A 26,062-nucleotide genomic window follows, 5' to 3' on the forward strand; every position below is an offset into this window, starting at 1 on the left:
TAGGCGTACGGCGCGGTCCTCACCCTCCTCCTCCCCCCCCCCCCCCCCTCCCCCCCCCCCCCCCTCTCCCCCCCCCCCCCCCCCCCCCCCCCCCCCCCCCCCCCCCCCCCCCCCCCCCCCCCCCCCCCCCCCCCCCCCCCCCCCCGGGCCCGGCTCGGCGCCGGGTCAGTAGTGCACCTGCGTCGGGAACGTGGCCGTGGGGCTGAACAGCGCCGCGTACCCCTCCTCGTGGTGTCTGCGGTGCCGGCCCGCCCGGTTGACCTCGGCGCTCTGCGTGGTGGACGGGGTGAGCATCCCGTTGTCGGCCAGCGCCTGGACGCGCAGCAGCAACGCCCGGACGTCCAGGCCCAGTTCGCCGGCCACTGTCTGGAGGTCGAGGCCGGACTGCCAGCTCCAGAGCAGTACCGAGTCCATGCTCGACGACCAGACCACCGGGTTGTTCTCGGTCTCCGCCGGGTGGATCACGGGCGCGGCGACGTCCTGCTGCGGGGCCGTCTCCTGGAGCGTCCCGCCGCCCTCGGCGCGCGGATGCGGCAGGTGCACATCGGCCGGAGCCGCCTGGGTGACCTGCTGCGCGTACACCTGCTCGGTGAACGTCTCCTCCTGCGGCTGCACCAGGGGCGGAGCGGCCGGCTGCGCGGGTGGTGTCACCGCGGATACCTGGGCCTGGGGAATGGGCTGCGTGCTCGCCTGCGGACAGCGCTCCAGCAGCTCCTCGGCGACGCGGCGCGCGTCGGTCTTGCCGACCGTGCGCCGCGCCAGCCGCACCTCGCGCTCGTTCAGCCCCATGAGGTCGGCGACGGCCCCGTCGTTGCCGACCGTGACGGCGAACGCGGCGAGCGTACGGCTCCGCTCCGCCTGCGCCTCGTCCAGCACGGCCTGAGCCTGCCGCACCTGCTCGTCGCTGGCGCAGAAGGCTTCGGCGAGGACACTGTTCCGGTCCCAGAGTTCACGTGGTTCCACGTGACCATCAACGCCACCGGGACGGAAGTGAATGCTTTTTTGCATCGATTTCCGCCATATGGATCAAAGGAGCGGTTTCACCGGAAAAGGCGACTTGACAGTCAATTGCCCTGCCTCACAAGCCCTTTGACCGATCGAACACACCGGCGATCCGTTCGGTGGTTGACGGCGGCGTCTACGCGCGCAGCCGCAGCACCGCGCGCCGCAGGCGTCGCGCCCGGCGCACCACCCGCCGCGCCGCCGCGTTCTGCGGAACGCGCACGAGCCGCGGGCCGACCGCGCCCGGCAGCCCGAGCGTCGTGAGACGCCGGCGCTTGAAGTAACGCAGTGTGTGCGGGTCCAGCCGCGCAGCCAGGAAGGTCTCCGCCGCCGGCCGCAGCTCCGGGTGCATCAGGGGCTGCATCGTGAAGCCGACCGCCGTCACCAGCTCGGCGGGGCCCGGCTCAGGCCGGAACGTGCCGTCGTCGTCCAGCGGCGGGATCAGCGCGTCCACCAGCGTCACCGGCACCCGGTTGCTGTTCTGGAACGGCGAGAGCCGGTCGAGCAGCGTGTCCGTGCCGGTGCGGGCCACCGGGATGCCGAAGAACGCCGACGCCGTGAACAGCGCCGTCGAGAAGCAGCCGACCACCAGGGCCGGCTTCAGCCGCCGGTACAGGACCTCCGCCAGCACCGGGCTGTCCAGCACGGTCAGCCGGGCCCCGAGCCGCGCCGCCTCCTCCTCCAGCCGCCGCGACCGGGCCGCCGGCGTGGAGGGGTGCGGTTTGAAGACCACGTGCCGGTGGCCGAGTCCGACCACGCCCCGGACCATCCGGATGTGCAGGTCCTCCTCCTCGCGCTCGGTGAGGATGCCCAGCGCGGAGAGGTACTGCCCCAGCAGCAGCGCGGGTTGTTCGGCCGGGGTCTCGAAGTCCGTCGCGGTGTCCGACAGCTGGTCCAGCACCCGCAGGAAGGCCGGGGTCGGGACCGTCACGGAGGGGACCCCGAACTCGGTCAGCAGCAGCGGCACCAGGCCCGGTACGAGATCGAGGTGCAGCAGCCTGCGTATCCGCGCGCCCACCTGGAGATCGAGCCGGTTCCGGGTGGGGCCGTAGCTCATCAGCCCGTCCGCGTACACCTCGATCCGCGCGGCCGTGAAGATCTCCGCGAGTGTCAGCGCCGGGCTGACCTGGATCGATTCGAGGACCAGCTCCACCGTGTCGTCGCCCAGACCCCAGGCGAGCCGCAGATGGCGTTCCCAGAGCGGCAGGTCGTCCTCGCGCGGGACCCAGCCGCCGGGGTGGAACGGCGCGATCGTCTCGTTCCACGACAGCACGGAGTCGAACCGGTGGCGCAGCCGCTCGAAGCCGGGCGTCTCATGGACGGCCGGGGTCAGTTCGGGCGTACCGGCGTTGTTGCTCACGACCAGGACGCTCCGGTCGGCCGCCGGGAACAGACCCGCGTCGATCGCGGCGGCGAGCGTGGCCGCGCCGTACAGGGTGGACGCGTAGAACACCCGCGTCGTACGGCCGCCGGAGAGGGACGTCGTCATCAGGCCGCCGCCTTCCCGCTCGCTGCCTGCCGCCTGCGCAGCCGGCGCAACTGCGTCGAACGGTCCAGGTCCATCGAATTCAGCGCTTCTCCCAGTACGTCCTGCGGCAGCCGTTTCATCGCGGCGGCGCTCATCGTGCGCAATTTCCGGGCCACGGCGGGTTCGAATCGTCCTTTCGCCGCCAAGTGGTGCGAAATGATGGCCAGATAGGTACGCACCGCCTTCAGCAGAAAACGCTCGCCTTCGCGGTCCGCCGCCGTTTCTGCCACGACCTGGTCGAAAGCGCGGATGAAGTCCAGTTGCCGTACGTCGCCGATCTGGGTGAGCGAGGAGGCGACGCCGCGCCGGTAGAAGATCCCGAGCAGCCCCACCGCGGCGAAGGACTCCGCCTCCCGGTGCAGCCGCCAGATCCACGGCCGGTCCTCGGCGGTCCGCAGCCCGTCCGTGAAGTGCAGCAGCCCCCGGTCGGCGAGGCGCCGGTGGTAGACCCCGGCCCAGGCGTACGCGTAATCCACCGACGTGGTCCGGTCCGCGGGCAGGATCGTCGCGCGCGGCTGAAGGACCTCGCCGCGCGGGCCGACCGGGACGCGGTGCACCGTACGGGTCCGGCCGGTGAACTGCACGTGGTCGGTGCGGACGAAGTCGCAGCCCAGGCCCTCGATCGTGGCCAGCAGGCTCTCGTAGTAGCCCGGCCGCACCCAGTCGTCGCCGTCGAGGTAGGTGATGTATTCACCGCGTGAGGCGTCGAGACCGGTGTTGCGCGCGGTCGCCAGTCCGCCGTTCCTCTCGTGCCTCAGCAGGACCGCGCCGGGCAGTTCGCGTTCCGCGCGCCGCAGGAGTTCGGGAGTGCCGTCGGTCGAGCAGTCGTCGACGAGCAGGAACTCGAAATCCTTTCGAGTGTTCGCCGCGAGGCTCCGGAGGGTTTCGGGGACGTATGTCTGCACGTTGTAGAACGGCACGACGACAGAGAGCTTGACCACGCCGGTGACGCTAAGGGGCGGCCCGGCATTCGTTCCGACATCCGCGGGGATGCCAGGTGAACGAAGGATGGCGGAATGGTTAACCAAGTCCGCCCCCGGGCCATTTCGCTCTCCGTCGACCCGCTGTTAACCCTTTATTGCTGTTGCGTTGGGCCGCCAATCCCCATGCCTTCCTAACGTCCAACACGTGCCATCACGTACCAGCAAAGCGGTCCGGGTCGCCGTGCTCGCCGACTCCGACACACGGTGGAAGTGGGGCGCGCTGACCGCGCGCCGCATCGCACCCGACGACCGCGACATCGAGCTCAGCGGCTTCCTGCTGCGCGGACGAGCGACGCCCACGGCCCGCCAGCTCGCGGAGGTGGGGGCAGAGGCGGACGCGCTGCGCGAGACGACCGGGACCGAGTTCCTGGACGTGCTGCGTGAGGAGACGTACGACGTCGTCGTCCTCGCCCTCGTCGGCGGCGCCGTACAGGCCATGCTGCACGGGATATCCGCGCTGGGTCCGCGCGACCGGCCCGCGCTCGTCACCGGCTATGTCGGTGTCGTCTACGAGAAGCTCTCCGACGGGTTGCTGCTGCGCCACGGCGCGGACATCGTCCTCGCCAACTCCCGCCACGACGCCCAGCGTTTCCGCGCCGTGTACGAGGGCGTGGGTGCCGACTCCGGCTCGGTGACCGAGGCCGCGCTGCCCTTCCTCGGCGGCGCGCGCTACACCCCCGAGGAGGGCAGGGACACCGTCGTCTTCGCGGCCCAGCCGTCCGTCCCGCTGACCCGCGCCGACCGCGCGTATCTGCTGCGGCGGCTGGTCGAGCACGCGAGGCTGCACCCGCGCCGTGAAGTCCTGCTCAAGCTGCGCAGCCGCGTGGGTGAGCAGACGACGCACGTCGAGGAGTACCCGTACCAGCGCCTCGCCGAGAGGCTGCCCGGCGGTCTGCCGCCCAACTTCCGTCTGGTGTACGGGAACATGGGCGAGGTCCTGGACGGCACCGACCTGCTGGTCACCGTCTCCTCGACGGCCGCGCTGGAGTCGCTGCACCGCCGGATCCCCACCGCGATCCTCACCGACCTCGGGATCCGCGAACCGCTCGGCAACCACCACTTCATCGGCTCCGGCTGCCTGGCCTCCTGGGACCAGCTCGACGGCGGGCAGCGGCCGAAGGCCGACCCCGTCTGGGCCGACCGGCAGGGGGTCGCCGCCGACGGCGGCTACGCCTCGGCGTTCGACACGGCCCGCGAGCGCGTCGCGAAGCTGCTGGCCGACGGTGAACTGCCGCCGGTCACCCCGTACTACACGGCGACCACGGCGCCCGGCTATCTGCCGGGCCTCCTCGCCCGCTACCACCTGGCACCCGACGGCACCCCGCTGACGGCGGCCGGCCGCACGGCGCGGACGGGCACGACGGGCGTGCGCCGCGTGGTCCGCGACACGGTCCGCGCGGCGGCCCGCGGCGCCTACCGCCACGGCGTCCAGCGCGTGGCCCCGGTGATCCGCCGAATGGGCGACCTGTGACGGCCCCCCTCACGCCACGCACGCCGACCGCGAGCGCCGAACGGCCGCGCGCCGCGCGGGTGTTCGCGACTGCGGCGCCTGCGGGTGCGGCGCCCGGCACCGGCGGGCGGGTGTCCGCGGACGCGGGCGGTGCGCTCGCCGCTCCGGGATCCGTGGGCGCCGAACCGGCGTGCGGCGCAGAGGTGTCCGCAGGCGCAGGCGGTGCGTCCGCGCCGGAGGCCGACGTTTCGGGATGCGCGTCCGGCGCCGCGCTTGCGTCCGCACAGGGCTCTGCGGCGCAGGGCGCCGACACGTGGGTGCCCGCGCTGGGCGCGGGCGATGCGCCCGCCGCCGCGGGCGCCGAACGGCCGCGCGCCGCGCGGGTGTTCGCGACTGCGGCGCCTGCGGGTGTGGTGCCCGGCACCGGCGGGCGGGTGTCCGCGGACGCGGGCGGTGCGCTCGCGCCGGAGGTCCGCGCGGGCGGTGGCATCCGTGGGCGTCGGCGGCCCCTGGCCGCCGACGTGCTCGCCGGATACGGGTGGGGCGGCTGGGCCGCGCAGGGCGAGCAGCGCGTGGGTGTGGAGATTCAGCACGACGCAGTGAAACAAGGAGACCCGTCCATGACCGTCCTCGCCGTGATCCCCGCCCGTGGTGGATCAAAGGGCGTCCCCGCCAAGAACCTCGCCCAGGTCGGCGGTGTGCCCCTCGTCGTACGGGCCGTACGCGCCTGCCGGGCCGCCCGTCAGGTGACCGACGTCGTCGTCTCCACGGACGACGCCGCCATCGCCGACGCCGCCCGCGCCGCCGGGGCCGAGGTCGTCCTGCGTCCGGCCGCCATCGCCGGCGACACCGCGACCAGCGAGGCCGCCGTCCTGCACGCGATGGACGCGTACGGCGCGATGCGCGGCACCGCCCACCGCACCGACGTGGTCCTCCTCGTGCAGTGCACCAGCCCCTTCATCACCCCGGGCGACCTCGACGGCGTCGTCTCCGCCGTCACCGAGGGCGGCGCCGACAGCGCGCTGACCGTCGCCCCGACCCACGGCTTCATCTGGCGCTCCGAGAGCGACGGCTTCGGCGTCAACCACGACAAGTCGAACCGGCCCCGCAGGCAGGACCGCCCCCAGGAGTTCCTGGAGACCGGCGCCGCCTACGCGATGCGCGCCGACGGCTTCCGCGAGGCCGGCCACCGCTTCTTCGGCCGTACCGGACTCGTCTCCACCGACCCCGAGCGGGTGCTGGAGATCGACGACCCGCACGACCTGGAGCGCGCCCGCGCCCTCGCCCCGCTCCTGGACACCACCGGGCTCCCCGGCCGCGCCGACATCGACGCGGTCGTCCTCGACTTCGACGGCACCCAGACCGACGACCGGGTGCTCGTCGACTCGGAGGGCCGCGAGACCGTCGCCGTACACCGCGGTGACGGCCTCGGAATCGCCGCCCTCCGCCGCGCCGGCCTGGAACTGCTCATCCTCTCCACCGAGCAGAACCCGGTCGTCGCCGCACGCGCCCGCAAGCTGCGCGTGCCGGTGCTCCACGGCATCGACCGCAAGGACCTCGCACTGAAGCAGTGGTGCGACGAGCACGGAGTCACACCCGACCGGGTGCTGTACGTCGGCAACGACGTCAACGACCTCCCGTGCTTCGCGCTCGCCGGCTGGCCGGTGGCCGTGGCGAGCGCCCACGACGCCGTACGCGCGGCGGCGCGTGCCGTCACGACAACCCCCGGCGGCGCCGGCGCGATCCGCGAGATCGCCGGCTGGCTCCTCGGTCCCGGTCTGGACGTCAACACCCCCTCGAACCCCCGCCGTCCCATCACCGTCATCTCGACCAGCTAAGGACCCCCCAATGAGCACCAACTCCCGTCTGCGTACCCTCGGCACCCGCACCGCGGGCCCCGGCCGCCCCGTCTACGTGACCGGTGAGATCGGGATCAACCACAACGGCGACATCGACAACGCGCTCGCGCTGATCGACGCCGCCGCCGAGGCCGGCTGCGACGCCGTCAAGTTCCAGAAGCGCACCCCCGAGATCTGCACCCCGCGCGACCAGTGGGACATCGAGCGCGACACCCCCTGGGGCCGGATGACCTACATCGACTACCGTCACCGCGTCGAGTTCGGCGAGGACGAGTACCGCACCATCGACGAGCACTGCAAGAAGCGCGGCATCGACTGGTTCGCCTCCCCGTGGGACACCGAGGCCGTCGCCTTCCTGGAGAAGTTCGACGTCCCCGCCCACAAGGTGGCCTCCGCGTCGCTCACCGACGACGAGCTGCTGCGCGCCCTGCGCGCCACCGGCCGCACGATCATCCTCTCCACCGGCATGTCGACGCCGAAGCAGATCCGGCACGCGGTCGAGGTGCTCGGCAGCGAGAACATCCTTCTCTGCCACGCCACTTCGACCTACCCGGCCAAGGCCGAGGAGCTGAACCTGCGGGTCATCAACACCCTCCAGGCCGAGTACCCGAACGTGCCGATCGGCTACAGCGGCCACGAGACCGGTCTCCAGACCACCCTCGCCGCCGTCGCCCTCGGCGCCGCGTTCGTCGAGCGCCACATCACGCTCGACCGCGCCATGTGGGGCTCCGACCAGGCCGCCTCCGTCGAGCCGCAGGGCCTCACCCGCCTCGTGCGCGACATCCGCACCATCGAGGCGTCCCTCGGCGACGGCGTCAAGAAGGTCTACGAGTCGGAGCTCGGCCCGATGAAGAAGCTCCGCCGGGTCACCGGCGTCGTCGCCGAGGCCGCGGACGGCGCACAGCCCGTGGCGGTCTGACAGCCATGAGCCGTCCCTCCGGGGTGCGCACCCCGTCCCCCCGCGCCATCGCATTCGTGGAGAGCCCCGTCCAACTCCTGAACGTGCTGGAGTGGGCGCGGGCGAGCGCGACCGGTGAGGAGCTCACCGTGGTCGTCCTGTCGCCGACCGACCCCATGTCGCGCGGCCAGCTCCGGCGGATGGCCGAGCTGGCCCGCGACGCGGGCTTCACCGTGCGCTGGCAGGAGGCCCGCGGCGGCGCGAGCGCGCCGCTGCGGACGATACGGGAGCTGGCCCCGCTGCTGCGCGGGGCGGAGCGGATCGTCATCGGCGACCCGTTCTCCCGCTACGTACAGCTCCTGCTGACCCTCGTCAGCAGCAAGGAGCTGACCGTGGTGGACGACGGGACGGCGACGATGGAGTTCATCGCGCAGCTCGTCCACGGCGAGCCGCTGGTGCGCTGGCACCGGCGCGGCGGCAGGCGCGGACCGCGCGAGATGGTTCTCGCGCCGGTCTCCGCCGTCGCACGGCGCCGGCTCACACCGTCCCGCACCCGTGGCGTCGAGGTCTTCACCTCGATGCCCGTCGAGGCGCCGCCGGGCATCACGGTCACGGCCAACACCTTCGGCTGGACCAGGACCACCTTCGGGCCGCCCCGGATCACCAAGGGCGCCGACATGGTCGGCACCTCGCTCGTGGAGACGGGCGTGGTCGACCTGGAGCGGTATCTGACGGCGGTCGGCTCGCTCGCCCGCGGCCACGGTGCGACGCGCTACTTCGCGCACCGCAGGGAGAGCGTGGAGAAGCTGCACCGGCTCGCCACCGAGACGGGTCTGGAGATCGTCCGGCCCGATCTGCCGCTGGAGCTGATCGCCCGGCGCGGCCCGATCGGGTCGACCGTGCTCAGCTTCCCCTCGACGGTCGTTCACACGCTGCCGCTCGCGCTCGCCGGTACGGGTGTGCGGGTGGCCGTGTGGGACATCGCACCGGAGTGGCTGAAGGACAACGCCTCACCGCGTGCCCACGGCTTCCTGTCCGGTGTCACCGGCACGGCCAGGGACGTAACCCGGCTGCCGAGGCTGCCCGCCTCCGCCTGAGGTGGCGGGCAGCCGCAGCCCGGCGGACGCGTACGGGAGACGGCTCCGGGCGATCGTCACTTTCCGTCATCGTCTCGCAACGGAAAAGCGAGCTTACCCACCCCGGGAAGCGGCTATTCGCCTCCCGTCCGGTTTTCTTAGCCCTTTCGGGCTGAAGTTTTGTTGATCGTCGGGCAGGCGCACCCTCGGGGGGCCTACCCTTCAACAGGTGAACCAGTTGATGTCCCGCGAGTCCGAAGCCGACCTCTCCGGTGAGTCCAGCACCGCGGCGCTCCCCGGCAAGCTGCCCGAAGCGCTCCGTACCGAGCTGATCGCCTTCCGCAGAGACATGCACATGCACCCGGAGCTCGGCAACCAGGAGTTCCGTACCACCGCCGCGCTCAAGCACCGCCTGGAGCAGGCCGGACTCGTGCCCCGGGTACTCAACACCGGCACCGGACTCTTCTGCGACATCGGCACCCGCGACGGCACCACCGCCGCCTCCGGCGTACGGCCCATGCTCGCGCTGCGCGCGGACATCGACGCGCTTCCCATCCCGGACACCAAGGCCGGGGTCGCCTACCGGTCCACCGTGCCCGACCGCGCGCACGCCTGCGGTCACGACGTCCACACCACCGCCGTCCTCGGCGCCGGTCTGGTCCTGGCCGCGCTCGACCGTGAGGGCCTGCTGCCCCACCCGGTGCGGCTGATCTTCCAGCCCGCCGAGGAGGTGCTGCCCGGCGGCGCGCTCGACGCGATCGAGTCCGGTGTCCTGGAGGGCGTCGGCCGGATCATCGCGGTGCACTGCGACCCGCGTGTGGACGTCGGCACGATCGGTCTGCGCACCGGCCCCATCACCTCCGCCTGCGACCGGCTGGAGGTCAGCCTCGACGGCCCCGGCGGCCACACCGCCCGCCCGCATCTGACCACCGACCTGGTCACGGCCGCCGCGAAGGTCGCCACCGAGGTGCCCGCGCTGCTGGCCCGCCGCGTGGACGCCCGGTCCGGGCTCGCGCTCACCTGGGGCCGTATCGCCGCCGGCCACGCCTGCAACGTCATCCCGCAGCACGCCGAACTGTCCGGCACCGTCCGCTGCCTGGACCTGAAGTCCTGGCGCGAGGCCCCGGACCTCGTGCACGCCGCGATCGACGAGATCTCCGCGCTCTACCACGCCAAGTCGCAGATCAACTATGTGCGCGGGGTCCCGCCGGTCGTCAACGACCTGATGATGGCCGAACTGCTGCGCGACGCCCAGACGGCGCGGCGCGGCACGCACTCGATCGAGGACACCGAGCAGAGTCTCGGCGGCGAGGACTTCTCCTGGTACCTGGAGCAGGTCCCCGGCGCGATGGCGCGGCTCGGCGTACGGACTCCGGGGGACTCCGCCCGGCACGATCTCCACCGGGGCGATTTCGACGTGGACGAACGGGCGATTCAGGTCGGGGTGGAGCTTTTCACCGCCGCCGCGCTCATCGACGGCGACCGTTCGTAACCGGCCGTCCCCCTTACCGTAATCGGACCTCGCGCATCCTGTTCGCGACGATCCGATAACGGCTTCCGTACAGGGCTTTATCTGACATCTACGCGCGTTACGATCGCGGCGAAACCAGCGCCGGAAGAGGCGCTTAGGTCGCTTTGAAGGAGCCTCCCTTGCGCCGGATCACCAGGATCGCAACCGTGGGCGTCGCGTCCGCGGCGCTCGCGCTGACCGCCACCGCGTGTGGCAACACCTCCTCCTCGGACGCAGCGTCCGACTCCAAGGAGAAAAGCGTCGCCATCGCGTACGACATCGGCGGCCGCGGTGACCAGTCCTTCAACGACGCCGCGTACGCGGGTCTGGCGAAGGCCGAGAAGGACCTCAAGGTCAAGGGCAACGACGCCGAGCCGTCCGACGGCGAGTCCGACGCCGACAAGGTCCAGCGCCTGACCGAGCTGGCCCGCGCGGGCAACAACCCGGTGATCGGCGTCGGCTTCGCCTACGCCCCGGCCATCAAGAAGGTCGCCCCGAAGTTCCCGAAGACGACCTTCGGCATAATCGACGACTCCTCGGTGACCGGCAAGAACATCGCCAACATGGTGTTCAACGAGGAGCAGGGCTCCTACCTCGCCGGTGTCGCGGCGGCCAAGGCCACCAAGTCCAAGACCGTCGGCTTCATCGGCGGTGTCGAGACCCCGCTGATCAAGAAGTTCGAGGCCGGCTACGCGCAGGGCGTCAAGGACACCGACCCCTCGGTGAAGGTGCTCTCGCAGTACCTGACCCAGCCCCCGAACTTCGACGGCTTCTCCAAGCCCGACCTCGGCAAGGCCGCGGCGCAGGGCCAGCTCGACAAGAAGGCCGACGTCATATACGCGGCGGCCGGTCTGGCCGGCTCCGGCTCGATCGAGGCCGTCTCGGCCGCGGGCAAGTGGAACATCGGCGTCGACTCCGACCAGTACAAGCAGGCCGGTCTCGCCCAGTACAAGGACAGCATCCTGACCTCGGTCACCAAGGACATCGCCGACGCGGTGTTCAACCTGATCAAGTCGGTCGAGGACGGTGAGCCCCAGAACGGCGAGATCCGTTACGGCCTCGACAAGGACGGCGTCGGCCTCACCGACTCCAACCCGGCCTACGTCAAGCTGACCGACGTGACCGCCGCGGTGGACAAGGCCAAGCAGGACATCGTCGACGGCAAGATCACCGTCAAGACGGCTCCGTAACCGGTGTCGTGCACGGGGGCCCGGAGCGACGGCGACATCCGCCGGCGCTCCGGGCCCCCGGTCACGACGGCGGTACCGGTTTCTCCCCAAGATCTACGCTCACGATTCGGCAGCGCTACGCGTGTAGACGCCCCTCCGGCGCGATAGCTTCACCCCGCCCTGCCCTCCGCCCCGCCCCAGCTCCTGTCCGGCCAAGGAGAGTGCGTCATCAACGCGTCCAGCAGTCCCCCCGCCGTAGAACTGCACGGCATCACCAAGCGGTTCCCCGGCGTCGTGGCCAACCACGACATCGCCATCACCATCGGCAAGGGCACCGTCCACGCCCTCGTCGGTGAGAACGGTGCCGGCAAGTCGACCCTGATGAAGATCCTTTACGGCATGCAGAAGCCGGACGAGGGAACCATCACCGTCGACGGCACGCAGGTCACCTTCAACAGCCCGGCCGACGCCATCGCGCGCGGCATCGGCATGGTGCACCAGCACTTCATGCTCGCCGACAACCTCACCGTCCTGGAGAACGTCGTCCTCGGCGGCGAGAAGCTGTACGGCATCGGCCAGGGGGCGCGGCGGAAGATCAACGAGATCTCCGACGCCTACGGCCTCGGGGTCCGCCCCGACGCCCTCGTCGAGGAACTCGGCGTCGCCGACCGCCAGCGCGTGGAGATCCTCAAGGTCCTCTACCGGGGCGCCCGCATCCTCATCCTCGACGAGCCCACCGCGGTCCTCGTCCCGCAGGAGGTCGACGCGCTCTTCGACAACCTGCGCGAGCTCAAGGCCGAGGGCCTCACCGTCATCTTCATCTCGCACAAGCTGGGCGAGGTGCTGTCCGTCGCCGACGACATCACCGTCATCCGGCGCGGCACGACCGTCGGCACGGCGGACCCCGCGAACACCAGCACCAAGCAGCTCGCCGAGCTGATGGTCGGCAGCGAACTCCCCTCGCCCGAGACCCGCGAGTCCACCGTCACCGACGTCCCCGTACTCCGGGTCGCGGACCTGCGGCTCACCGCCACCGACCCCGACGGTGTCGTACGCGAGGTGCTCGCCGACATCGGCTTCACCATCCACCGCGGCGAGGTCCTGGGCATAGCGGGCGTCGAGGGCAACGGCCAGACCGAACTGATCGAGACGCTGATGGGGCTGCGCGACCCCGACGGCGGCGTGATCACCCTCGACTCCGCGGACATCTCGCACGCGCCCACCCGCACGCGCCGCGAGAGCGGCATCGGCTACATCCCCGAGGACCGGCACCGGCACGGACTCCTGCTGGAAGCCCCTCTCTGGGAGAACCGTATCCTCGGCCATGTGACCGAACGCCCCAACAGCCGGGGCGGACTCCTCGACCCCAAGGCGGCGCGCACCGACACCAAGCGCATCGTCGTCGAGTACGACGTCCGCACCCCCGGCATCGACGTCACGGCCTCCTCCCTCTCCGGCGGCAACCAGCAGAAGCTGATCGTCGGCCGCGAGATGAGCCACAGCCCGAAGCTGCTCATCGCCGCCCACCCCACACGCGGTGTCGACGTCGGCGCGCAGGCCCAGATCTGGGACCAGATCAAGGCCGCCCGCCGCGAAGGCCTCGCGGTGCTGCTGATCTCCGCCGACCTCGACGAGCTGATCGGCCTCTCCGACACCCTGCGCGTGATGTACCGCGGCAGGCTCGTCGCCGACGCGGACCCCGCGACCATCACCCCGGAGGAACTCGGCACCGCCATGACCGGTGCCGCCACCGGCCATCTCGAGGCAGCCCCGGAGGACGAGGCCCGATGAAGAAGTTCGACAAGGACCGGCTGATCCTGGGCCTGGCCGGCCCGGTGCTCGCGCTGGTCGTCGCCATCGCCCTCACCACGGTGGTGCTGCTCGCCTCGGGCACCAACCCGTGGGAGCCGTACCGCATCATGTTCGAGTCGGCGAGCTACGTCGACGTACAGGTCCTGATCGTCAACCAGGCCGGTACGTACTACCTCGCCGCGCTCGCCGTCGCCGTCGGCTTCCGGATGAACCTCTTCAACATCGGGGTCGACGGCCAGTACCGGCTCGCCGCGATGATCGCGGCGCTCGTCGGTGCCAGTGTGACCCTGCCCGGCCCCCTCCAGATCGCCCTGATCGTGCTCACGGCGATGCTCGTCGGCGCCTTCTGGTCCGGTATCGCGGGCATCCTCAAGACCACGCGCGGGGTGAGCGAGGTCGTCTCCACGATCATGCTCAACTCGATCGCGACCAGCCTCGTCGCCTGGCTGATCCTGCCGAAGAACTTCGGTGAGCAGCCCGCCGGCTCCAACAACCTGACGACGGGTGAGATCCCGGAGTCCGGCTGGTTCCCCGGACTGTCCATGGGCGCCGAGGCGGGCGAGATCTACGGCTTCACCTTCGTCGCCGCGCTCTGCGGTGTCATCTACTGGTTCGTCCTCGGCCGCACCCGCTTCGGCTTCGACCTGCGCGCCACCGGCGCCAGCGAGAGCGCCGCGCAGGCATCCGGCGTCGACGCCAAGAAGATGATCCTCACCTCGATGCTGATCTCCGGCGGCATCGCCGGTCTGGTCGGTATGCCGACGCTGCTGGGCGACACCCACACGTACAGCCTCGACTTCCCCACCGGGATCGGCTTCACCGGCATCACCATCGCGCTGCTGGGCCGCAACCACCCGCTCGGCATCGCGTTCAGCGCGCTGCTGATCGCCTTCCTCGACAAGTCGTCCGCCTCCCTCGACCAGTACGGGTACGAGAAGGAGATCGCGACGATCATGCAGGGCCTGATCGTGATATCCGTCGTGGTGAGCTACGAACTGGTCCGCCGTTACGGTCTCCGCCGTCAGCAGCAGAAGGTCGGCGAGGAGCTCGCGGCGGGCGGCGCGATCCGTACCGAGGCCGACTCCGGAGGCTCCGGACCGGGCAGCGGTCCGGGCTCCGCTTCCGCTTCCCTTTCCAAGAGCGACGAGAACGACAAGACCGACAAGAACGACAAGGGGGCTGCCCTGTGAGTACCAGCACCGTTACCGCAGCGAGTGCGGCTCCCAAGAAGGGCGGCGGGCGGCGCAAGCTCACCCTGCCCGTCATCCTGCTGATCATCTCGGCGGGACTGGCACTGATCTCCCTGGTCCGGCTGATCAGCGGCGCGGAGGACATCACCTCCGTGGGACAGGTGGCCGGCGCGCTCGAACTCGCCGTACCCATCGGCCTCGCCGGACTCGGCGGCCTGTGGGCCGAACGCGCGGGCGTCATCAACATCGGCCTCGAAGGGATGATGGTCCTCGGCACCTGGTTCGGTGCCTGGGCCGGCTTCCAGTGGGGTCCCTGGGTCGGTGTCCTGTTCGGCATACTCGGCGGGGCGCTCGGCGGTCTGCTGCACGCGATCGTCACCGTCACCTTCGGCGTGAACCACATCGTCTCCGGTGTGGCCATCAACATCCTCGCCGTCGGTGTGACCCGCTACCTCTCCAACTTCACCTTCGCCCACGAGGAGGGCGGCTCCTCCAAGCAGTCCCCCCGCATCGACTCGATCACCGAGATCACCATTCCGGGACTGGCCGACGCGCTGGCCGATCTCCAGCAGAAACACTGGTTCCTGATCTCCGACATCGCCGGAGTGCTCGGCGGTCTCGTGACGGGCCTGTCCCTGCTGACGATCGTCGCCCTGCTGCTGATCCCCGCCACCTGGTGGATCCTGTGGCGTACGTCCTTCGGACTGCGCCTGCGCTCCTGCGGTGAGAACCCGATCGCGGCCGAGACGCTCGGCGTCAACGTCTACAAGTACAAGTACATCGCCGTCACCGTCTCCGGCGGTCTCGCCGGACTCGGCGGCGCGTTCCTCGCCATCGTCGCCACCGGCATCTACCAGGAGAACCAGACCGGTGGCCGGGGCTACATCGGTCTCGCCGCGATGATCTTCGGCAACTGGATGCCGGGAGGCATGGCGCTGGGCGCCGGACTGTTCGGCTTCACCGACAGCCTCAAGCTGCGCGGCGGCGCCGAGAACGTGCACGCCATGCTCCTGCTGCTGGCGATCCTGCTGGTACTCGTCGTGGGCTGGCAGCTCTACAAGCGCAAGTACGTCTCCGCGGCGATCTCCGCGGCCGTCTCCGCGCTGCTGTTCACCTGGTACGCGCTGGTGGACCAGGTCCCGAGCCAGTTCGTCGACGCGGCGCCGTACGTGACGACCCTGCTCGTCCTCGCCCTGTCCGCACAACGGCTGCGGATGCCCAAGGCCAACGGCCTGGCGTATCGCAGAGGCCAGGGCACATGACGGGCGCCGGCACCGCCACCGGCGGCGTGGACTGGGAGGCCCTGCGCGCGGCGGCCCGGGACGCCATGTCCCGTGCCTACGCGCCGTATTCGGGCTACCGGGTCGGCGCCGCCGCCCTGGCGGACGACGGCAGGACGGTCACCGGCTGCAACGTCGAGAACGCCTCCTACGGCCTCGGCCTGTGCGCCGAGTGCGGGCTCGTCTCCGCGTTCCACGCGACGGGCGGGGGCCGGCTCACGCACTTCACCTGCGTGGACGGCGCGGGCGCGCTCCTGGTGCCGTGCGGCCGGTGCCGCCAGCTGCTGTACGAGTTCGGCGGCCCCGGCCTGCTGCTGGACACCCCGGAGGGGGTCCTCCCGCTCTCCGAGATGCTGCCTCAGGCCTTCGGGCCGCAGCACCTCTCCTAGAAAATCGAGGAACACCATGGACGTCATCTCCGTCATCCGTACCAAGCGGGACCGCGGTGAGCTGAGCCCCGAGCAGATCGACTGGGTCATCGACGCCTACACGCGCGGTGACGTCGCCGACGAGCAGATGTCGGCCCTCGCCATGGCGATCCTGCTCAACGGCATGAACCGCACGGAGATCGCCCGCTGGACCGCCGCCATGATCGCCTCCGGCGAGCGCATGGACTTCTCGTCGTTGTCCCGCCCCACCGCCGACAAGCACTCGACGGGCGGTGTCGGCGACAAGATCACACTGCCGCTGGCACCGCTGGTCGCCGCCTGCGGCGCGGCCGTTCCCCAGCTCAGCGGACGCGGCCTCGGGCACACCGGCGGCACCCTCGACAAGCTGGAGTCCATTCCCGGCTGGCGGGCCCGGATCTCCAACGCCGAGATGCTCGGCGTGCTGGACTCCGCCGGCGCCGTGATCTGCGCCGCCGGTGACGGACTGGCCCCGGCCGACAAGAAGCTGTACGCGCTCCGCGACGTCACCGGCACCGTCGAGGCGATCCCGCTCATCGCCTCCTCGATCATGTCCAAGAAGATCGCCGAGGGCACCGGCTCACTGGTCCTGGACGTCAAGGTCGGCACCGGTGCCTTCATGAAGACCGTCGAGGACGCCCGCGAACTGGCCTCGACGATGGTCGGCCTCGGCACCGACCACGGCGTACGCACCGTGGCGCTGCTCACCGACATGGCCACCCCGCTCGGGCGCACCGCGGGCAACGCCCTGGAGGTGCGCGAGTCGGTCGAGGTCCTCGCCGGCGGCGGCCCGGCCGATGTCGTGGAGCTGACGCTCGCCCTGGCCCGCGAGATGCTGGACGCCGCCGGCCTGCCGGACACCGACCCGGCCAAGGCCCTCACCGACGGCTCGGCCATGGACGTCTGGCGCCGCATGATCGCGGCCCAGGGCGGCGACCCCGACGCGGCGCTGCCGGTGGCGCGCGAGCACCAGGTGGTCACCGCGCCGTCCTCCGGGGTGCTGACCCGGCTCGACGCGTACGACGTCGGTGTCGCCGCCTGGCGCCTGGGCGCGGGCCGCGCCCGCAAGGAGGACGTGGTGCAGGCGGGCGCCGGCGTGGAGCTGCACGCCAAGCCGGGGGAGACCGTGACGGCGGGGCAGCCGCTGCTCACCCTGCACACCGACACGCCCGAGAAGTTCGGCTACGCGCTCGAATCGCTGGCCTCGGCGTACGACATCGCCCCGGCCGGCACCGCGTTCACCGCCGCCCCGATCGTCCTGGACCGCATCGCCTGACGGACTGTGTCCGGTGCGCTGCGATGAGTTCCGGCGGGCGCGCCGGTCTCAACGGGTGTGGAAGCCACCAAGACGATCCTCCTCGCCCTGCGCGGACCGGTCACCGCGGCCGACGTCCCCCAGCTCTGCGACCAGCTCGCCGCACGGCTGAGGGACAGCGGCGCCACAGACGCGGTCTGTGACGTCGGCGCGCTCGGCAGGCCGACCGCCGCCGCCGTGAACGCCCTCGCCAGACTGCAACTCGTCGCCCGCAGGCGCGGGTGCCGGATCCGGCTGGCCGGCGCGGGGCCCGAGCTGCTGACGCTGCTCGAACTCGTCGGACTGACGGATGTCCTGCCGGCCGCCGACGGGCCCGGCGGCCCGGTCGAAACGGGCCCCGACCCCCCGCCGGTCAGACGGGCGTCAGACTCTGCTCGGCCCAGATCGTCTTGCCGGTGTACGTCTGGCGGGTGCCCCAGCCCTGTGTCAGCTGCGCGACCAGCAGCAGTCCGCGCCCGCCTTCGTCGGAGACCCGGGCGCGGCGCAGATGGGGCGCGGTGCTGCTGCCGTCGGCCACCTCGATGATCAGGTTGCGATCGCGGATCAGCCGGAGGCGGATGGGGGAGTCGCCGTAACGGATCGCGTTGGTGACCAGCTCGCTGACCACCAGCTCGGTGATGAACACGGCGTCGTCCAGCCCCCATTCGCCCAGCTGCCGGCAGGCGTCCTTGCGGACCCTGGCGACGGCCGCCGCCTCGTGCGGCACGTCCCAGGTGGCGACGTGGGCCGCGTCCATGGCGCGGGTGCGGGCCATCAGCAGCGCCACGTCGTCGGCCGGCCGGTCCGGGTCGGGGAGGAGCGTCCGGAGCACGGTGTCGCACCTCTCCTCCAGGGACCCGGCCGAACGCGACAGCACCTCGCGCAGGGTGTCGGCGCCTTCCTCGGGATCGCGGTCGCGGGCCTCGACGAGACCGTTGGTGTAGAGCGTCAGGACGCTGTCCACGGGCAGCTCCAGCTGGGTGGTCTCGAACGGCAGACCACCGACCCCCAGGGGCGGGCCCGCGGGCACGTCGAGGAACTCCACCCCGCCGTCCGGCGTCATCAGGGCCGGCACCGGATGCCCGGCACGGGCCAGCGTGCAGCGCCGGCTGACCGGGTCGTAGACCACGTACAGCATGGTGGCGCCGATGTCGCCGGAGGGGACCTCCGCGCTGTCCGCCTCGGCGGAGAGCCGGATGACGAGGTCGTCCAGATGCGTCAGCAGTTCGTCCGGCGGGAGATCGACGTCGGCGAGGGTGCGCACGGCGGTGCGCAGCCGCCCCATGGCGGCCGACGCCTGGATGCCGTGGCCGACGACGTCACCGACGACCAGGGCGACGCGGGCGCCGGAGAGCGGGATCACGTCGAACCAGTCGCCGCCGACGCCCGCCCGCGCGCTGGCCGGCAGATAGCGGCTGGCGATCTCGACAGCGGCCTGCCGGGGCGGCCGTCCCGGCAGGAAACTGCTCTGGAGGGTGAGGGAGGTACGGCGCTCGCGGCCGTAGCGGCGGGCGTTGTCGATGCACACCGCGGCCCGCGCGGTGATCTCCTCGGCCAGCAGCAGATCGTCCTGTTCGAACGGTTCCGGGCGGCGGTGGCGGGAGAAGGTGACGGCTCCGAGGGTGATGCCCCTGGCGCGCATCGGCACGGCCAGCACCGAATGGAAGCCGTACTTCCGCACCCGCTCGGCCCGTTCCGGGGCGTTCTTCTCCCACGCCGTCACCCTGGCCGGGGTCACTTCCCGGATCAGCGGCCGGCCCGTGGACAGGCACTCGGCGGCCGGCGAGCCCTTCGGGTAGACGGCCACCGCCCCCTGACCGATCACGGCCTCGGGGCAGCCGTCCAGGATGGAGCGGCAGGCGACCCGGCGCAGCCTGACGGGGCTGCTCAGCGGACCGGCGCGCAGGTCCTCGCCGTTCTCGATGGAGGGCAGCAGGTCGACGGTGACGAAGTCGGCGAGCCGGGGGACGGACACATCGGCCAGCTCATCGGCGGTGAGGGTGAGGTCCAGGGTGGTGCCGATGCGGATACTGGCCTCGTTGAGCAGGGCCAGACGGCTGCGGGCCCGGTTCTCCTCGGTCATGTCCTGGCCGGAGACGAGGACACCACGCACCTCTCCGCCGGGGTCGCGCACCGGGGCGAGGGAGATCGTCCACGTGCTCCGGCCCTGGTGCCCCGCCAGCTGAAGGACGGCCTGCACCTGGTCCGGCTCGCCGGTCTCCAGCACCCGGCGCATCAGCCGCTCCGTCCGTACGGCCTGCGGGTCGGCGATGATCTCCGGGACGCGCAGCCCCCGCATCGCCTCCTCGGACAGACCGACCGCCCGCTCCATGTCCGAGTTGGCGAGCCGCAGCCGCAGGTCGGCGTCGTACAGGGCGGCCGTGGTCGGTGACCCGGCGAACGCCCACTTCACCAGCTGGTCGTCCTTCGAGGGCGACGACTCCGGGGTGAGGGCGGAGAACACGAACCACCCCTCGTCGGGGGTGTCACCGTCGGCGCCCGTGTCGTCCGGGGTCCGCCGGTGGGCGAGCAGACGCACCGTGACCCGGTGACCGTCCCGGTGCAGGAGCGGCACCGTCCCGTCCCACCTGCGCAGTGACGCCGAGAAGCGCGGCGACCCGGCGGACGGCCCCCCGGCGAGCAGCTCACGCGCGGGCCGCCCGACGATCTCCTCGGGGGCATGGCCGAGCAGCCGCCGAGCGCCCTCGTTCCACCCGGTGACCGTGCCGTGCGGGTCCACCGTGACTCTGGCGGTGCCCGCTGCCGCCGCGGCGTCGTCCGGCCGCGGCTTCCGGCTCTCACTGGCGGTTTCGGTTGGCGTCATCGTGCCCTTCCCGCCGACACCCCGATACCTCCACCATGGGCCGGGGCCAGCCCAGGAGCAAACGCGCCCCCGCCCCCGACCGGGGCCCGTCGTTCGGATCAGGCCGGGCTCCCGTCCTTCTCCAGACGCGCCGGGAGATCGAACAGCGGGAACCACCGCTCGGTGTCCAGGAAGGAGGTGATCCCGCTGACCCGGCCCTCCTCGATCTCGATGACCATCAGCGCCCACGGTGTGTAACCGTCGCCGTCCGGAGCCGGGTGGTAGTGCGCGAACGCGGGCGTGCCGTTGGCGACCGTCGGCACCAGCCGCGAACCGCGGCAGACCTCGCCGACACCGAGCATCCAGCCCACGATGTCGTCGTGCCCGCGCAGCCACAGGTCGTACGGGGGCATGGAGAGCGTGGCGTCCTCGTGGAGGAGCGCGGTCAGCGCCTTCATGTCGTAGCCCTCGAACGCGGCCACGTACCGCTCCAGGAGCGCCCTCTGCTCCTCGTCGAGCGGGTCCGAGGCGTCCGTCGAGGCCGGCCGCGACTCCGCGATCGTCGCGCGGGCCCGCTGGAGCGCGCTGTTCACCGAGGCGACCGTCGTCTCCAGCAGCTCGGCGACCTCGGCGGCCCGCCAGGCCAGGACCTCCCGCAGGATCAGCACGGCACGCTGCTTCGGCGGCAGATGCTGGAGGGCGGCGACGAAGGCGAGCCGGATCGTCTCCCGCTCCACCGCCGTCTCCGCCGGGTCGACCACCGAGGGCAGGACCCGGCCGTCGGGAACCGGCTCCAGCCAGGTGACCTCCGGACGTGAGTTCAGCTTCGCCTGGGACACGGGGGTCGCCTCACTGAGATCCATGGGCCTGGCACGCCGATTGCCCGCGTTGAGCATGTCGAGACAGACGTTCGTCGCGATGCGGTAGAGCCACGAGCGCAGCGACGAACGGCCCTCGAACTTGTCGAAGCTCCGCCAGGCGCGGACCATCGTGTCCTGCACGGCGTCCTCGGCCTCGAAGGCGGAGCCGAGCATCCGGTAGCAGTAGCCGGTCAGCTCCGTGCGGTGCTTCTCCAGCCGTGAGTCGAGATCCTGCGTGGTAGCCGTATCACTCATCGATGGTCACCCCAGTAGCACCCTTGGAACCCAGTCCTTCGGAAGCTACCGCAGCCCACTGACAATCGGCGCCCCACGGCGGGAACTGCCTGCTCGGCCGGGGTGCGCGCCGCGGCCCGCCCCTCGTCCGGGGCCGCCCGGCGCCGGTCCTACCGCCCCGCCGCCGCCGCGAGGGCCCGCTCCTCGGCGCGGGCGGCGTGCGTCCCGTACAGCGTCACCGAGACCACGCCGAACACGGCGAGCAGTCCGAGCCCCGCCGTCGCGGCCCAGCCGCCGGTGTGGAACGCCACGGCGCCCAGGGTGCCGCCCACGCTGCTGCCCACGTAGTACGCGCTCTGGTAGAGCGCGGACGCCTGCGCGCGGCCCGTCTTCGCCGTCCGGCTCACCGCCGACGAGGCGACCGCGTGGCCCGCGAAGAAGCCGGCCGTGATCAGGACCAGGCCCAGCAGTACGGCGGCGAGCGAATCGGTCAGCGACAGCAGCAACCCCGCCGTCGTCGTGCCGACCGCCAGATACAGCGCGCCGCGCCGCCCCAGCCGCGCCACCAGCTTCCCGGCCGCCGCCGAGGAGACCGTACCGACCAGATAGACCAGGAAGATCGAACCGATCACGCCCTGCGGGAGGTTGAACGGCGCCTCCACGAGCCGGAACCCGATCGCCGTGTAGACCGCGCCGAAGACCGTCATGAAGAGCGCGCCGATCGCGTACAGCCGGCGCAGCAGCGGGTCGGCCAGATGCCCGCCCACCGTCCTCGCCAGCGCGCGCGGGTCGAGCGTCCCGGGCGTGAAGTGGCGCGCCTTCGGGAGCAGTACGCGGAAGGCCACCGCGCACACCAGCGCGATCAGCCCGATCGCCGCGAGCCCGGCCCGCCAGCCCCACAGCTGGCTGACCCAGCCGGCCACGATGCGGCCGCTCATACCGCCGATGCTGTTGCCCGCGACGAACAGCCCGATCGCCCCGACCAGCGCCTTGGGCCGTACCTCCTCCGCGAGATACGCCATCGCCGACGCGGGCAGCCCGGCCAGCGCCGCGCCCTGCACCGCGCGCAGCGCGATCAGCCATTCGAGGTTCGGCGCGAACGGCACGAGCAGCCCGACGACCACCGCGACCGTCAGCGAGACGGTCATCAGGGTGCGCCGCCCGAAGCGCTCGGACAGCGCGCTCAGCGGCAGGACGAACAGCGCGAGCGCGCCCGTGGCCGCCGACACCGTCCAGCTGGCCTGTCCGGCCGTCGCGCCGAAGTCGGCGGAGACGGCGGGCAGCAGCGCCTGCGTGGAGTAGAGCAGCGCGAAGGCCGCGACACCGGCGGCGAAGAGACCGAGGCTCATGCGCCGGTAGCCGGGCCGTCCGGGGGAGAGGGACTCGTCGGGCGGGGACGGCGGGGACGCCGGGGACGCGGAGGCGAGGGCACCCGTGGTGACGGGCGCCTCTGTACTGGCGTAGGGCATACGACGAACGTACGGACACCCGTCTCATGCGTCCAATGCATGGAATCGTCATAATCGTTCCCATGGCGCATCAACGCAGGTCCGGACCCCGGCTGTCATCAAGCAGTTACGCACAAGACATCGCCCCGTCGAACCCGGGTGCCGCCGCGCCGCCGACGACGGCGCCGGGCGCGCCGCCCACCGCGGGGCTCGACCCCGAGTCCTGGTCCGCGCTGCTGGCCCCCCGACTGGCCCAGTTCGCGGGCGTCGCGCGCCACGAACACGTCACCCGCGCCGCGCACGACATGAACGTCCCGCAGTCCACGCTCTCTCGCGCGATGGTCCGCCTCGAACAGGACCTGGGCGTCGCGCTGTTCGCCCGCAAGGGCCGTACCGTCTCGCTCACCCCCGCCGGCCGCGCCTTCCTCACCTCCGTGGAAGGCGCGCTCGCCGAGGTGGAGAGGGCGGCCGAGGCCGTACGGGCGGACGCCGACCCCGCGTCCGGCAAGGTCGCCTTCGGCTTCCTGCACACGATGGGCTCCGAGACCGTCCCCGAACTGATCCGCGCCTTCCGCGCCGACCACCCGCGCATCCGCTTCCAGCTCGTCCAGAACTACGGGGAGGCCATGCTCGAACGCCTGCGCGCGGGCGAGCTGGACCTCTGCCTCACCTCACCGGTCCCCGAGGCCCCCGACCTGGTCGCCCGCCGCCTGGACGAACAGCGGCTGCGGCTCGTCGTCCCCGACGACCACCGGCTGGCCGGCCGCAGACGCGTCCGGCTCGCCGAGGCGTCCGACGAGACGTTCGTGACCCTCGAACCGGGCTACGGGCTGCGCCGGATCACCGACGACCTCTGTGAGGCCGCCGGGTTCCGCCCACGGGTCGCCTTCGAGGGCGAGGAGGCGGAGACCCTGCGCGGCCTGGTCGCGGCCGGCCTCGGCGTCGCGCTGCTGCCGCCCCCCGCGGTGGCCCGCCCCGGTGTCGTGGAGCTGACGGTCACCGCGCCCCGCGCGGTGCGCGAGGTCGGTGTCGCCTGGCTCGACGGCCACCCCGACACCCCGCCGGTGGCAGCCTTCAAACGCTTCCTGCTCTCCCGCCGGGGCCATCTGCTGCACGACTGACCCGGGTTGACGGCCACCGTCGACGGCCCCGGTGGACGTCCGCCGCGACGACAGACCTAAGGCCGCAACGACCGCCCGAAGCCCGCCGCGAGCGGCATCCGCAGACCCAGCGGCGGCGGCGCGGCCAGGGCGTCGGCCACCGGCCGCGAGTACGTACGCGACAGCAGCGCCCCCAGCACGAAGTCCTTGGCCAGCGCCAGGACTTCACTGTGGTGCTGGCGCAGCGCGTGCCCGTCCGAGTGGACCTCGAAGCGACAGGTGTGCCGGTTCGCCTGCCGGGCGCGCTCGGCGAGCCGCAGCGACAACTCGGGGTCGCTGCGCTCGTCGTTGGTGCCGTGCACGATCAGCACCTGCCGGCCCGCGAGCTGCGTCACCGGCTCCGGCTCCGCGCCCGCCGTCCCGTCCGGCAGCCAGGGGGCCATCGCCAGCACCGAGCTGACGGCCGGATGCCCGGCGGCCCGCAGCGCGGCCCGGCCGCCCATGCCGTGTCCGGCCAGACAGACCGGTACGTCGCCGTAGCGCCTCACGACCTCCTCCGCCGCCCACGCCGCGTCCGCCGAGAGCTGCGCGTCCGCGCCGTTCCAGCCGCGCGAGCGGTAGCGGACCATGTGCACGAGCACCCCCTCGGCGGCGCCCGCGCGGGCCAGCGTCCGCGCCAGTGGCAGCATCGACGCGTAGGCCAGGGCGGAGGGCCCGCGGGCGGAGACGGGCTCCCCCGGCGGCAGCACGAGAACGACCCCTCCCACCTCCGTCGGCGGGGCCGGCGCGGAGACCGCCCGCCCCAGCCGCGCCCGTGCCTCCGTACGACGTCCGCGCACCCCAGCGCCACGGCCCGGCGCGCGCCCGCCCGGACCGGGAACTGCCTGCTGTCCCATAGCAGAACAGTCTCAGAAGGTGAGGTGTACGCCGCCCGTACGCACGGTCACTGTTACGTATCGGCGAGAGGCGATCTACGCGCGTAGGCTATAGGGTGCGCAGATGACGAGCCAGACCTACCGACCTCCTACGGCCGACCAGATCCGCCGCGCCCCCAAGGTGCTTCTCCACGACCATCTCGACGGCGGCCTGCGCCCCGGCACCATCGTCGAACTCGCCCGTGAGACGGGCTACGAGGGCCTTCCCGAGACCGAGCCCGACAAGCTCGGGCTCTGGTTCCGCGAGGCGGCCGACTCCGGCTCGCTGGAACGGTATCTGGAGACCTTCGCCCACACCTGCGCCGTCATGCAGACCCGCGACGCGCTGTTCCGGGTCGCCGCCGAGTGCGCCGAGGACCTCGCGCTGGACGGTGTCGTCTACGCGGAGGTGCGGTACGCGCCAGAGCAGCACCTGGAGGCCGGCCTCACACTCGAAGAGGTCGTGGAGGCCGTCAACGAGGGCTTCAAGGAGGGCGAGCGCCGCGCCCGTCTGGCGGGCCGCCGGATCCGCGTCGGCGCCCTGCTGACCGCGATGCGCCACGCGGCCCGCGCCCTGGAGATCGCCGAACTCGCCAACCGCTACCGGGACTCGGGCGTCGTCGGCTTCGACATCGCCGGCGCCGAGGCGGGCTTCCCGCCCACCCGCCACCTCGACGCCTTCGAGTTCCTGAAGCGCGAGAACAACCACTTCACCATCCACGCGGGCGAGGCGTTCGGCCTCCCGTCGATCTGGCAGGCCCTCCAGTGGTGCGGCGCCGACCGGCTCGGTCACGGCGTGCGCATCATCGACGACATCGAGGTCGCCGACGACGGGTCGGTGACACTGGGCCGCCTCGCCTCCTACGTACGCGACAAGCGCGTCCCGCTGGAACTCTGCCCCAGCTCCAACCTCCAGACGGGCGCCGCCGCCTCGATCGCCGAGCACCCCATCGGCCTGCTGCGCAAACTGCATTTCCGGGCGACCGTGAACACGGACAACCGGCTCATGAGCGGGACGAGCATGAGCCGTGAATTCGAGCTGCTGGCCGACGCGTTCGACTACACGCTCGACGACATGCAGTGGTTCTCGGTCAATGCGATGAAATCAGCATTCATTCCTTTCGATGAACGACTGGCCATGATCAACGACGTGATCAAGCCCGGATACGCCGAGTTGAAATCCGAATGGCTGTTCACCCAGACCGCCACGACCAGCGACTCTCTCAGCTGAGTAAGGCGATCAAC

20 protein-coding genes and 1 pseudogene are annotated in these 26,062 nt (G+C 71.8%); 14 read left to right on the forward strand and 7 right to left on the reverse strand.

Features of this window, described 5'->3' with window-relative positions; translation table 11 throughout:
- Positions 1-165 precede the first annotated feature (165 nt).
- The 3 genes from ACZ61E_RS04545 to ACZ61E_RS04555 all read right to left on the reverse strand — a co-directional run bounded on the left by ACZ61E_RS04545 (position 166) and on the right by ACZ61E_RS04555 (position 3,471).
- On the reverse strand, positions 166-894 hold the full coding sequence (locus ACZ61E_RS04545; protein WP_469697578.1) for a hypothetical protein: 729 nt from the start codon (positions 892-894) through the stop codon (positions 166-168).
- Positions 895-1,138: 244 nt separating this feature from the next.
- Positions 1,139-2,491: a polysialyltransferase family glycosyltransferase gene (locus ACZ61E_RS04550; protein ID WP_469697512.1), complete on the reverse strand. Its 1,353-nt coding sequence runs from the start codon at positions 2,489-2,491 to the stop codon at positions 1,139-1,141.
- Positions 2,491-3,471: a glycosyltransferase family 2 protein gene (locus ACZ61E_RS04555; protein WP_469697514.1), complete on the reverse strand. Its 981-nt coding sequence runs from the start codon at positions 3,469-3,471 to the stop codon at positions 2,491-2,493. The genes ACZ61E_RS04550 and ACZ61E_RS04555 overlap by 1 nt, the downstream gene beginning before the upstream one ends.
- Positions 3,472-3,658: 187 nt before the next feature.
- Between ACZ61E_RS04555 and ACZ61E_RS04560 the strand changes: the two genes are divergently transcribed.
- The 12 genes and pseudogenes from ACZ61E_RS04560 to ACZ61E_RS04615 all read left to right on the forward strand — a co-directional run.
- Entirely contained in the window at positions 3,659-4,984 is a 1,326-nt protein-coding gene (locus ACZ61E_RS04560) for a DUF6716 putative glycosyltransferase (protein WP_469697516.1), read from the forward strand.
- A 599-nt stretch (positions 4,985-5,583) separates the two neighbouring features.
- Entirely contained in the window at positions 5,584-6,801 is a 1,218-nt protein-coding gene (locus ACZ61E_RS04565) for a cytidylyltransferase domain-containing protein (RefSeq protein WP_469697579.1), read from the forward strand.
- A gap of 10 nt (positions 6,802-6,811) precedes the next feature.
- On the forward strand, positions 6,812-7,741 hold the full coding sequence (locus ACZ61E_RS04570; protein WP_469697518.1) for an N-acetylneuraminate synthase family protein: 930 nt from the start codon (positions 6,812-6,814) through the stop codon (positions 7,739-7,741).
- Between the two features lie 5 nt (positions 7,742-7,746).
- Complete coding sequence (locus ACZ61E_RS04575) at positions 7,747-8,817, forward strand: hypothetical protein (RefSeq protein ID WP_469697519.1); 1,071 nt, start codon at positions 7,747-7,749, stop codon at positions 8,815-8,817.
- Positions 8,818-9,037: 220 nt separating this feature from the next.
- Positions 9,038-10,288, forward strand: a complete 1,251-nt coding sequence (locus tag ACZ61E_RS04580; protein WP_469697580.1) for an amidohydrolase — start codon at positions 9,038-9,040, stop codon at positions 10,286-10,288.
- Between the two features lie 158 nt (positions 10,289-10,446).
- Positions 10,447-11,496 carry a BMP family lipoprotein gene (locus ACZ61E_RS04585; RefSeq protein ID WP_469697521.1) on the forward strand — a complete coding sequence of 350 codons (1,050 nt, stop codon included), beginning with the start codon at positions 10,447-10,449 and terminating at the stop codon, positions 11,494-11,496.
- Positions 11,497-11,679: 183 nt separating this feature from the next.
- Entirely contained in the window at positions 11,680-13,266 is a 1,587-nt protein-coding gene (locus tag ACZ61E_RS04590; protein ID WP_469697581.1) for an ABC transporter ATP-binding protein, read from the forward strand.
- Complete coding sequence (locus tag ACZ61E_RS04595) at positions 13,263-14,477, forward strand: ABC transporter permease (RefSeq protein ID WP_469697522.1); 1,215 nt, start codon at positions 13,263-13,265, stop codon at positions 14,475-14,477. The genes ACZ61E_RS04590 and ACZ61E_RS04595 overlap by 4 nt, the downstream gene beginning before the upstream one ends.
- The gene (locus tag ACZ61E_RS04600) at positions 14,474-15,739 is read left to right on the forward strand and encodes an ABC transporter permease (RefSeq protein ID WP_469697524.1); all 1,266 of its coding nucleotides are present in this window, start codon (positions 14,474-14,476) and stop codon (positions 15,737-15,739) included. Before ACZ61E_RS04595 ends, ACZ61E_RS04600 begins: the two co-directional genes overlap by 4 nt.
- On the forward strand, positions 15,736-16,146 hold the full coding sequence (locus tag ACZ61E_RS04605; RefSeq protein ID WP_469697525.1) for a cytidine deaminase: 411 nt from the start codon (positions 15,736-15,738) through the stop codon (positions 16,144-16,146). The genes ACZ61E_RS04600 and ACZ61E_RS04605 overlap by 4 nt, the downstream gene beginning before the upstream one ends.
- Positions 16,147-16,162: 16 nt before the next feature.
- Entirely contained in the window at positions 16,163-17,440 is a 1,278-nt protein-coding gene (locus ACZ61E_RS04610; RefSeq protein ID WP_469697527.1) for a thymidine phosphorylase, read from the forward strand.
- 57 nt (positions 17,441-17,497) lie between these two features.
- Positions 17,498-17,767: pseudogene (locus ACZ61E_RS04615) on the forward strand (STAS domain-containing protein); the annotation flags it as partial.
- Positions 17,768-17,831: 64 nt separating this feature from the next.
- Here ACZ61E_RS04615 and ACZ61E_RS04620 read toward each other — a convergent pair.
- From ACZ61E_RS04620 to ACZ61E_RS04630, 3 genes are all read right to left on the reverse strand, one after another.
- Positions 17,832-20,282 (reverse strand): SpoIIE family protein phosphatase, encoded by a 2,451-nt coding sequence (locus ACZ61E_RS04620; protein WP_469697528.1) that lies wholly within the window; start codon positions 20,280-20,282, stop codon positions 17,832-17,834.
- A gap of 98 nt (positions 20,283-20,380) precedes the next feature.
- The gene (locus tag ACZ61E_RS04625) at positions 20,381-21,376 is read right to left on the reverse strand and encodes a sigma-70 family RNA polymerase sigma factor (RefSeq protein WP_469697529.1); all 996 of its coding nucleotides are present in this window, start codon (positions 21,374-21,376) and stop codon (positions 20,381-20,383) included.
- A gap of 149 nt (positions 21,377-21,525) precedes the next feature.
- Positions 21,526-22,824, reverse strand: a complete 1,299-nt coding sequence (locus ACZ61E_RS04630) for an MFS transporter (protein ID WP_469697531.1) — start codon at positions 22,822-22,824, stop codon at positions 21,526-21,528.
- Between the two features lie 62 nt (positions 22,825-22,886).
- On the opposite strand from ACZ61E_RS04630, the gene ACZ61E_RS04635 reads away from it, so the two are divergent.
- Positions 22,887-23,924, forward strand: coding sequence for a LysR family transcriptional regulator (locus ACZ61E_RS04635; protein ID WP_469697532.1), 1,038 nt, complete (start codon positions 22,887-22,889; stop codon positions 23,922-23,924).
- Positions 23,925-23,980: 56 nt separating this feature from the next.
- On the opposite strand, the gene ACZ61E_RS04640 is transcribed toward ACZ61E_RS04635, so the two are convergent.
- A complete protein-coding gene (locus tag ACZ61E_RS04640; protein WP_469697533.1) occupies positions 23,981-24,799 on the reverse strand; it encodes an alpha/beta hydrolase in 819 nt (272 codons plus the stop codon).
- Between the two features lie 103 nt (positions 24,800-24,902).
- Here ACZ61E_RS04640 and ACZ61E_RS04645 point away from each other — a divergent pair, with 103 nt between their 5' ends.
- The gene (locus ACZ61E_RS04645) at positions 24,903-26,048 is read left to right on the forward strand and encodes an adenosine deaminase (protein WP_469697534.1); all 1,146 of its coding nucleotides are present in this window, start codon (positions 24,903-24,905) and stop codon (positions 26,046-26,048) included.
- Positions 26,049-26,062: the final 14 nt, after the last annotated feature.

This window comes from Streptomyces sp. NPDC104581 (genome assembly GCF_055583685.1).